This window comes from Micromonospora sp. NPDC003776 (genome assembly GCF_053605645.1).
The window spans coordinates 1-9462 of sequence record NZ_JBSGJR010000245.1 but is presented as its reverse complement, the minus strand read 5'-3'; the positions used below and the strand labels follow the sequence as shown (position 1 = coordinate 9462).

The 9462-nt window shown below is 72.2% G+C and carries 12 protein-coding genes; 8 read left to right on the top strand and 4 right to left on the bottom strand.

Translation table 11 applies throughout. From position 1 onward, the window contains the following. Positions 1-158: 158 nt before the first annotated feature. The gene (locus ACWEVO_RS20015) at positions 159-353 is read left to right on the top strand and encodes a hypothetical protein (RefSeq protein WP_452309031.1); all 195 of its coding nucleotides are present in this window, start codon (positions 159-161) and stop codon (positions 351-353) included. Positions 354-434: 81 nt separating this feature from the next. Further along, positions 435-983 carry a YbaK/EbsC family protein gene (locus tag ACWEVO_RS20010; RefSeq protein WP_452309030.1) on the top strand — a complete coding sequence of 183 codons (549 nt, stop codon included), beginning with the start codon at positions 435-437 and terminating at the stop codon, positions 981-983. 36 nt (positions 984-1019) lie between these two features. Here the strand turns inward: ACWEVO_RS20010 and ACWEVO_RS20005 are convergent, their stop codons facing one another. The 4 genes from ACWEVO_RS20005 to ACWEVO_RS19990 form a co-directional block, all read right to left on the bottom strand. Next, positions 1020-1652 (bottom strand): DsbA family oxidoreductase, encoded by a 633-nt coding sequence (locus ACWEVO_RS20005; RefSeq protein ID WP_452309029.1) that lies wholly within the window; start codon positions 1650-1652, stop codon positions 1020-1022. Between the two features lie 20 nt (positions 1653-1672). Then, a complete protein-coding gene (locus ACWEVO_RS20000) occupies positions 1673-2098 on the bottom strand; it encodes a SufE family protein (protein ID WP_452309028.1) in 426 nt (141 codons plus the stop codon). Between the two features lie 103 nt (positions 2099-2201). Further along, complete coding sequence (locus ACWEVO_RS19995; protein ID WP_452309027.1) at positions 2202-2621, bottom strand: CBS domain-containing protein; 420 nt, start codon at positions 2619-2621, stop codon at positions 2202-2204. Positions 2622-2678: 57 nt separating this feature from the next. Beyond that, the gene (locus ACWEVO_RS19990) at positions 2679-4448 is read right to left on the bottom strand and encodes a proline--tRNA ligase (protein WP_452309026.1); all 1770 of its coding nucleotides are present in this window, start codon (positions 4446-4448) and stop codon (positions 2679-2681) included. Between the two features lie 169 nt (positions 4449-4617). On the opposite strand from ACWEVO_RS19990, the gene ACWEVO_RS19985 reads away from it, so the two are divergent. From ACWEVO_RS19985 to ACWEVO_RS19960, 6 genes are all read left to right on the top strand, one after another. Then, positions 4618-4992 (top strand): VOC family protein, encoded by a 375-nt coding sequence (locus tag ACWEVO_RS19985; protein ID WP_452309025.1) that lies wholly within the window; start codon positions 4618-4620, stop codon positions 4990-4992. Positions 4993-5191: 199 nt separating this feature from the next. Continuing rightward, a complete protein-coding gene (locus ACWEVO_RS19980; RefSeq protein ID WP_452309024.1) occupies positions 5192-5722 on the top strand; it encodes a SigE family RNA polymerase sigma factor in 531 nt (176 codons plus the stop codon). Then, positions 5719-6849 (top strand): hypothetical protein, encoded by a 1131-nt coding sequence (locus tag ACWEVO_RS19975; protein WP_452309023.1) that lies wholly within the window; start codon positions 5719-5721, stop codon positions 6847-6849. The genes ACWEVO_RS19980 and ACWEVO_RS19975 overlap by 4 nt, the downstream gene beginning before the upstream one ends. A gap of 171 nt (positions 6850-7020) precedes the next feature. Continuing rightward, on the top strand, positions 7021-8052 hold the full coding sequence (locus ACWEVO_RS19970; RefSeq protein WP_452309022.1) for a hypothetical protein: 1032 nt from the start codon (positions 7021-7023) through the stop codon (positions 8050-8052). Between the two features lie 222 nt (positions 8053-8274). Continuing rightward, positions 8275-9045 carry an SGNH/GDSL hydrolase family protein gene (locus ACWEVO_RS19965; RefSeq protein WP_452309021.1) on the top strand — a complete coding sequence of 257 codons (771 nt, stop codon included), beginning with the start codon at positions 8275-8277 and terminating at the stop codon, positions 9043-9045. Positions 9046-9048: 3 nt separating this feature from the next. Further along, positions 9049-9462, top strand: a 414-nt coding sequence (locus ACWEVO_RS19960) for a hypothetical protein (protein ID WP_452309020.1), incomplete at its 3' end; no start/stop codon positions are given.

Sequence of the window (9462 nt, the reverse complement as noted above, 5' to 3'; positions counted from 1 at the left end):
GGTCGCGCATGCTCAAGGGCGTCGCCCAGGACCTCGGCGGGCAGCTGGTGGAGTTCGCCACGGCGGTCGAGGAGCTGGTCCTGTCCTTGCTGGCGCGTACGGGGGATCCCGGCCAAGATGAAACCCTCTGCGGTTCCGGGTCGCCCTACCGTGGCCGCATGCTGGTTCTCGTCACCACCGTGATCCTCTACGTTGCCGGTTTCGTCTTCCTCTACGGCGTGATCCGGCTCGGCGTCCGGCACGGCATCGAGGACGCCGAGGCGAACCGCCCGGAGGCGCTGCGCCGGGCGCAGCTCGCCGCCGCCCACGACCAGGAGTTCCACCGGGAGAACGCGTTCCTGTCCAAGAACTGACCAGGGCGGGCGTCCGCGTGCTGGGCGGGGCGGCACGCCGCCGAGCGGAGCCGGGCGGCGGGTGCGAGGATCGCACTCGTGATGGGGACGCTGAAGACCGAGCCCGCCCTTACCCGACCGGACCTGCTGGCGCCACCGGTCGCCGCCGCGCTCGAGCAGTGGCCGGACGAGGCGCCGGTGCACGCCGACGACGTGCTGGTCGCCCCGATCGACGCCGAACTGGCGGACACGGCGGCGTTCTGCGCGGCGTACGAGGTGGGGCTGGAGGAGTCGGCGAACTGCGTGGTGGTCGCCGGCAAGCGGGGCGGCGAGACCCGGTACGCGGCCTGCGTGGTGCTGGCCACCACCCGGGCCGACGTGAACGGGGTGGTCCGCCGGATGCTCGACGTGCGCAAGGCGAGTTTCGCGCCGATGGCCGACGCGGTGGAGCTCACCGGAATGGAGTACGGCGGGATCACCCCGATCGGCCTGCCGGAGGAGTGGCCGATCCTGGTCGACTCGCGGGTGGTCGCCACGCCGCACGTGATCATCGGGTCGGGCGTACGGCACAGCAAGATCGCGTTGCCCGGGCCCGCGCTCGGCGTGCTGCCCGGGGCAACGGTGGTGGAGGACCTGGCCAGGCCGGCCTAGGCCCTCACCCGCATCGATCTTGTTCCACGTGAAACATCACCCGGCGGATTCGCGTTGCTCCACCTCGCGCAGGGCGGCGAGCAGGGTCTGCGGCTCCTGGGCGCCCGTGACGGCGTACTTGCCGGCGAGCACGAAGGTCGGCACGCTGGAGACGCCGAGCTGGTGCGCGGCCGACAGGTCGGCGGCCACCTCGCGTCGACCGAGGTTCGACTCCAGATAGTCCCGGGCCTCGGCCTCGTCCAGGCCGACCTCGGTGGCGAGCGTGACCAGCGCGTCCTTCGACCCCACGTCGATCCCGTCCTGGAAGTGCGCCCGGTAGAGCCGCTCCACCAGTTCGGCGGCGCGGCCGCGCTCGGTGGCGAACCGGACGAGCCGGTGCGCCTCGAAGGTGTTGGCGGCCACCGCCCGGTCGAAGTGCATGTCGATCCCCGCGCCGGCGGCGACCCGGGTGACGTGAGCGGCCATCCCCTCGGCCTGGTCCCGGCCGCCGAACTTCGCGCCCAGCGCCTCGATCAGCGGCTTCGGCTCGGTCACCGGCGTCGGGTCGAGCTGGAACGGCCGGTACCGGACCGTCACCTCGCCGTCGTACGACTCCAGCGCCTGCTCCAGCCGGCGCTTGCCGATCCAGCACCAGGGACACACCACGTCGGCGTAGATCTCGATCTCCATGACCAGCGACAACCCGTCGATCAGGAGATCTGTTCCCGGACCTGGCGCTTCAGTCGGGCCAGGATCGCGGTGCCACCGCGTACCCGCAGCGGGCTGATCGCCTGGGCCAGCCCCATCCGCTGGTAGAGGTCGTCGGGCACGGCCAGCACCTCGTCGGCGCTCGCCCCGGCCAACCCCTCGGCGAGGATGCCGGCGAACGCGCGGGTGGTCGGCGCCTCCGGCGGGCAGTCGAAGACGGTGCTCACCGTCCGGTCCGGGTTGACCTCGGCGCGCAGGAAGAACGCCGTCTGGCACTCGGGGACCTGCTCAAGCTCGGCCCGGTCCACCCCCTCGGGCAGGGGTGGGATCACGTCGGCGAACTCCAGCAGCATCTCCAGCACCACGTCCCGCGGCGCGGCGGCGAACTCGTCGACGATCTCGGCCAGCTTGCTCGGCATCTCGGGCATGACCGCCAGGCTACCGCCGGACGCGTCCGTGCCACCGGGGCTCGGCCTGGCTGTTGAGCGGGGGCCCCTTCTCTACCGGAGGCGTTAAGAAGGGCCCCCGCTTTCACATGTTCGGGGCGGCCTCGCTGATGTCGCTGAGGGCGGAGTTGGGGTCGAGCTGCATGGCCAGGTCGCCCAGGGAGACGATGCCGACGAGCTTCCGCTCGCTGTCGCAGACCAGCACCCGCCGGATGTTGCGTTCGCGCATCAGCGCGGCCGCCTCTCCGGCGGTCGAGTGCTGCTCGATCATCACCACCTCGCGGGTAACAATCGACCCGATCGTGGTGTTCGCCGGGTCGGCCCGCTCGGCGACCGCCCGCACCACGATGTCGCGGTCGGTCAGCATGCCGGCGAGGGTGGCCCCGTCAGTGACCACCACGTCGCCGATGTCCGACTCCTTCATCACCCTGGCCGCCTCGTCCAGCGGAGTCTCCGCCGGCAGGTAGACCACCTGCTTCGTCATCACGTCGCTGACCCGGTACATGAGAGCCTCCGAAGAACGCCTCGGTCGATCCTGGGGCGGTACCCCGTCGCACGTTCGCTACACCCTGTCGTGGCGCGCCGCGGCCAGCTCGTCGCGCAGCCGCTCCACCAGTCCCGCCACCGGCAGCTCGATCCGTTCGCCGGTGGCCCGGTCGCGCAACTCCACGTACCCCTCGGTCAGCCGGCGGCCGACCACGACGGCGCGCGGGACGCCGATCAGCTCGGCGTCGGTGAACTTCACCCCGGCGGACACATTGGTCCGGTCGTCGACCAGCACCCGCAGGCCCGCCTCCGCGAGGCGTCCGCCCAGGTCGAGCGCCGCGTCGAGCTGCGGCCCCTTCCCGGCGGCGATCAGGTGTACGTCGCACGGCGCGACCGCCGTCGGCCAGACCAGCCCCCGGTCGTCGTGGTGCTGTTCGGCGATCGACGCGACCAGTCGGGACACGCCGATGCCGTAGCAGCCCATGGTGGGCCGTACCGGCTTGCCCTGCGGGCCGAGCACGTCGACCGCGAAGGCGTCGGTGTACCGGCGGCCGAGCTGGAAGATGTGCCCCACCTCGATGCCCCGGCGGATGGTCAGCTCACCGTCGCCACAGTCCGGGCAGGGGTCGCCGGCGCGTACCTCGGCCGCCTCGATGGTGCCGTCCGGGGTGAAGTCCCGCCCACAGACCACATTGGTGGCGTGCCGGCCCGGCTCATTGGCGCCGGTCAGCCAGGCGGTGCCGGTGACCACCCGCGGGTCGACCAGGTAGCGGACGCCGTGCTTGGCCAGGATCTGCGGTCCCAGGTAGCCGCGAACCAGCTCCGGATGGGCCGGCCAGTCCTCGAAGACCGCGACCGTCGCCGGGGCCAGCGCCGCCTCGACCCGCTTGAGGTCCACCTCCCGGTCACCGGGCAGGCCGATGACCAGCAGCTCCGCCTGCTCGGCCCGGGGCCGGCGGACGGTCAGCACGACGTTCTTCAGGGTGTCCGCGGCGGTCCAGTAGGTACGCCCGGCGAGCGCGCGGGCGTTCGCCAGGTCCACCAGGGACGCGATCGTCGGCGTCTCGGGGGTGTCGTGCACCTCGGTCGCCGGGTACGCGTCGGGGTCGCCGCCGGCCGGGGCGCGGGTCACCACCGCCTCGGTGTTGGCGGCGTAGTCGCAGGCCGTGCAGCCGACGAAGGTGTCCTCGCCGACCGGGGTGGCGGCCAGGAACTCCTCCGACGCAGAGCCGCCCATCGCCCCGGACGTCGCGTGCACCGCCGTGAAGTCCAGCCCGAGCCGCGTGAAGATCCGCTCGTAGGCCGCCCGGTGCCGGTCGTACGCCGCCTGCAGCCCGGCCTCGTCCAGGTCGAACGAGTACGCATCCTTCATCAGGAACTCGCGCCCGCGCAGCAGGCCCGCCCGGGGCCGGGCCTCGTCCCGGAACTTCGTCTGGATCTGGAACAACGTCACCGGGAAGTCCCGGTAGGAGGTGAAGAGGTCCTTCACCAGCAGCGCGGCCATCTCCTCGTGGGTCGGTGCGAGCAGGTGCGCGGCACCCTTCCGGTCCTCGAAGGTGAAGATGTCGTCCCCGTACTCCGTCCACCGCCCGCTGGTCCGGTACGGCTCCGCCGGCAGCAGCGCCGGGAAGTGCACCTCCTGGTCCCCGATCGCCACCATCTCGGCGCGGACGATCTCGGTGACCCGGTCCAGCACCAGCTTGCCCAGCGGCAGCCAGGTGTAGCCGCCCGGCGCGGCGCGGCGGACGTAGCCGGCGCGGAGCAGGAGCCGATGGCTCGGCACCTCCGCGTCGGCCGGGTCCTCGCGCAGGGTCCGGAGCAGCAGAGTCGACGTACGCAGCAGCATTGCCGCAGCGTACGGCGCGCACCGCCATCGTTCGACCCGGTTTGCGGCGCCTCGCCCGCGCTCTGCCGCGCCTCGCGCGGTTTGCGGCAGGCCGGGGTGTCCGCCGCCTGGGATGCCCCGACCTGCCGCATACCGAGTGGATCATGCGTTCCCGGGGTATCCGAGGGGGGTGGGAGAGACACCTCGGCTGGCATTGGCCGCCACCGTGCTGGACGCGCCGGACGCCCGGGAACTCGCCGCGTTCTATGAACGACTGCTCGGCTGGTCACGCCGGGACGACGAGCCGGACTGGGTCACCCTGGTCGCCCCGGAGGGCCGTGCCGGGCTCTCGTTCCAGACCGAGCCGAACTACGTACGGCCGGTCTGGCCGGCCGGTCCCGGCGAGCCGCAGATGAGGGCCCACCTCGACATCAAGGTGGACGACCTGGATGCCGCGTCGGCCCACGCGGTCGCCGCCGGCGCCACGGTGGCGGAGCACCAACCCCAGGCCGACGTACGGGTGCACCTGGACCCGGCCGGTCACCCGTTCTGCCTGTTCCGCTGACCGGGTGCCGGTGGCAGAAGCTGATGCGGGCAGATGGGCTGACCCCGCGTGAGCTGTTCGAGCGGTTGGTGGCCCTGGGGGCAGTACCGGAGAAGCATCGCCGAAAATCATTGACCCCCATCGGCAACCATGGCGCGGAAGGGTGGCGTCTTGGGTGGCGTCACGCTGATGCACCACCTGACCCCAAGGATCGGCTCGTGTGGACCCTCTCCTGAGTGAGTTCGACTCGTTCGTACGAACCCGTACCCCCGCACTGTTGCGCTCGGCCTACCTGCTGACCGGTGACCAGCACCTGGCCGAGGATCTCGTCCAGTCCGCGCTGGCCCGGACCCACCGCTCGTGGAACCGGCTGCACGAGAGCGGCAACGCCGAGGCGTACACCCGCAAGATCATGTACCACCTGCAGGTGTCCTGGTGGCGACGCCGGAAGGTGGCCGAGTCGATGCCGGGCGACCTGCCCGAGCCGCGCGGAGGCGACTCGGCCCCCGACCACGCCCACCAGACCACGCTCCGGCTCACCCTGCGGGCCGCGCTGGCGAAGCTCTCCGCCAAGCAGCGGGCCGTGCTCGTCCTGCGGTTCTTCGAGGACCGCACCGAAGCCGAGGCCGCCGACCTGCTCGGCGTCACCGTCGGCACCGTCAAGAGCCAGGCCTCCAAGGCCCTGGCCAAGTTGCGCACCGTCGCCCCGGAACTCGCCGAGCTGTACGTCATGGAAGGGAGCGCCCGATGAACGAGGACCGTCTCCGGTTCGACCTGGCTGACCTGGCCGGCGAGGTCACCCCCGTCGACCTCCGGGACCGCGCCCTGCGGACGTCCCGCCGGATCGGCATCCAGCGGGCCGTCACCACCTCGGTCGCCGCCCTCGTGCTGGTCGCCGTCGCCACCGGCACCGCCCTGGCGATCCGGCCGAACGGGCAGGCGAACCTGCCCGCCCCCGCCACCTCGGTCACCAGCAGCGCCCCGCCGGTCGAGGTCACCCCCACCCCCGACCCGTCCGCCAGCGCCTCGGCGAGCACCAGCCACAGCACTCCGCCGGCCAGGCCGGCCGTCCTCGGCGGCACCCGCTACTACCTGGAGCTGACGGACAGCGGGGCCCGGATCCACGTGGTCCAGACCGGGCGGCACGAGGTGAACGTGGTGTCGTTGGGCAAGGACAACTGCATCGCCAACTCGATCACCATCTCGCCGGACGGCAAGCGGCTGGCCTGGGTGCAGGGGGGCACCACCGACGGGATGAACGGCACGCTCGTCACCTCCCGGATTGACGGCACCCGGCGGCGGACGGTCGCCACCGGCATCATCTGCCTCGGACCCCGGCCACTGGTCTGGCAGGGCGGTGACCTGCTGATGGCCAACACGGGCACCCGTTCGGTGCTGATGGACATGGTGGCCGGCAAGCCGCACAACGGCGACCCGGGTCTGGAGACCGACCGATGCTGGTCCGCCGACGGGAAGTGGCTCGCGTCGACCGACTCCGACACCGGCAAGCACTGGGTGACCGGCAAGGGCGAGGTGCGTCAGTACACCTACACGCCGCCGAAGGACGAGGCGGCGAACCACGACGGCTGGCAGCCGCGCAGCGTCTCGGTGGACGGCCGGTACGTGGCCATCGGCTGGAACGGGACCGACCCCTCCCGGGTCGACGGCAGCTTCGCGGTCGTCGACGTCACCACCAGCAAGGTGGTCGACCTGCCCGGCTCCGGCACGGTGCGCAGCATCCTGTTCACCCGTGACGGCAAGGCGATCGTCCAGCGGGACAAGACCCTGACCGTGCTCGACGGCGACCTCCAGCAGCTCGGGACGGTCACCGAGCCGGGCTCCGTGCGCGGTCAGGTGCTGCTGGCGTACGTGCCCTGATCTGCTCTTCCCCAGCCTCGACAGGCCCTCGGCACCTCGGTGCCGGGGGCCTGTTTCGTATCGCTGAAGATCAGTCAAAAAATTTCTCAGCGGGGCGGCAACCCTCCACTCAGAACCTGACGTCTGGGAGTGCGTCAAAGCGATGCACCGCCACCCCCAAGGACAGGAATCATGACCGTCTTCGCCTCCGCCGCCTCCGCCGCCTCCGCCGCCTCCGCCGCCCGCACCGCCCGGCTCCGTACCCTCCGGCGCGCCGTGGCCCTGTCGGCCGCCGCGCTCGCCGCGGTGGGCCTGAGCGCCTGCGGCAGCGACAAGCCCACGCCGGCCGGCGCCCCCGCGACGACCGCCCCGGCCGCCGTCACCAGCGCGGCCCCGGTCAGCAACTCCGACACCCCGGCCGAGGCGCTCGCTGGCACCCGCTACTACCTGGGGACGAGCGGGAAGGAGGCCAGCATCCACGCCGTCCAGGGCGAGACGGACACGGTGACCGCGCGGATCCCGTTCGGCACCGGCTCCTGCACCGAGAACACCGTCACCGTCTCCCCGAACGGCAAGCGGATCGCCTGGGTCCAGAACGGCGACGACAGCGGCACCCTGATGACGTCGGCGATCGACGGCTCTCAGCGGCGGAGCCTGGGGAAGGGGATCAACTGCCTCGGCCCGCGTGCGCTGGTCTGGCAGGGCGGGGACAAGCTGATGGTGAACCGGGGCCAGGTTTCGGTGCTGATGGACATGGTGGCCGGCAAGCCGGTCGTCGGTGACCCGGGCGAGGAGACCAGCCGGTGCTGGTCGGCCGACGGGAAGTGGCTGGCCGCCGTCGACGACCACCGGAAGCCGTACGTGACGGACGGGAAGCAGTCGCACCAGTACACCTTCAACCCGCCCAAGGACGAGGCCGCGAACCACGACGGCTGGCAGGCCCGCAGCGTCTCGATGGACGGCCGGTACGTGGCCATCGGCTGGAACGGCACGGACCCGTCCCGGGTCGACGGCAGCTTCGCCGTCGTCGACACCACCACGAGCAAGGTGGTCGAGCTGTCCGGTGCGGGTCAGGTGCGCAGCATCCTGTTCACCGCCGACAACAAGATCATCGTGAAGCGGACGACCGGCATCACCGTTCTCGACGCGGACTTCAAGCCGGTCGGCACCGTCGAGGAGCCGGCCACGTTGCGGGACCTGACCCTGCTGGCGTACGCGGCCTGACCCGCGGACAGAGAGGGGGGCGGACCACCGGTGGGTGGTCCGCCCCTTTTCGTGCGCGCTGTTCGGGTCAGCGCAGCCGGTCGACATCATCCATGGTCGGTGCGACGGAATCCGCCCCGTCGATGACCTCCGCCACGTCATGCGCCGGGGGGCCGACGGTGACACCGGGCGCGGTGACAAACTGAACGACGCAGTTCTGCCGGGACGTCAAGGGGAGGCGCAGTGCACTGGCGCAGCTACGTGGCGGTGGGTGACAGCTTCACCGAGGGCATGGACGACGCGTATCCGGACGGCACCTACCGCGGCTGGGCGGATCTGGTCGCCACCCGGCTCGCCGCCGAGGCGGGCCCCGACTTCGGGTACGCCAACCTGGCCATCCGGGGCCGCCTGTTCCCGAACATCGTCGCTGAGCAGGTGCCGGCGGCCCTGGCCATGAAGCCCGACCTGATCAGCTTCGCGGCCGGCGGCAACGACGTGCTGCGCCGTACCTTCGACGCGGACTCCTTCGTCCCCCGCTTCGACGGGGTGATCGGCGAGCTGCGGGCGAGCGGCGCGGAGGTGATCCTGTTCCGGTTCGCCGACGTGATGGCGCGGCTGCCCGGGCAGCGGCTGGTCGCCCCCCGGGTGAACCTGCTCAACCGGGTGGTCGGCGAGGTCGCCGAGCGGCACGGCGCGATCCTGGTCGACCTCTACGCCGACGACACCTACCTCAACCCGCTGCTCTGGAGCACCGACCGGCTGCACCTGTCGGCGGCCGGGCACCGGCGGGTCGCCGCCCAGGTGCTCGCCGCGCTCGGGGTCGGCTGCGACGAGGAGTGGCTGATGGTGCCGCCGCACCCGGCCCCGACCCCGTGGCTCGCCGCCCGCGCCGCCGACCTGCGCTGGGCCGGCCAGCACCTGGCCCCCTGGATCAGGCGCCGGCTCACCGGCCGCTCCTCCGGTGACTTCGTCACCGCCAAGCGGCCCGCGCTCGGGCCGATCACCCTCGACTGACCGGTGCGTACCGTCCACGCCGCCGACCGGCTGCGGCTCACCCCGACCGGTGAACCCACCGCCGGTGGCGCGGTCCTGGTCGCCGGTGACCGGATCGAGCGCATCGCATCCCTCGGCGAGCTGACGGAGGCGTACCCGGGAGTGCGGGTGCGGCGGTGGGCCGGGAGCCTCGGGCCGGCGCTGGTGCACGACGCGCCGCTGCCGCCGGCGCCCAGCCCCCGCGAGCGGGTGCACGCCCTGTTCCGGGTCGGCGTCGGCGCGGTGCTCGCGGACCAGCTGACCGACCCGGCGCTGCGGGCCGCCGCCGCCCGTAACGGTCTGGCGGTGCTCGACCGGCCCCGCCCGCCGACGCTGGTCGCCCGCGGGGGGGCCGACCTGGGCGTGTTAGGTGTCGAAGGCACTTGCCAGGCGACCAAG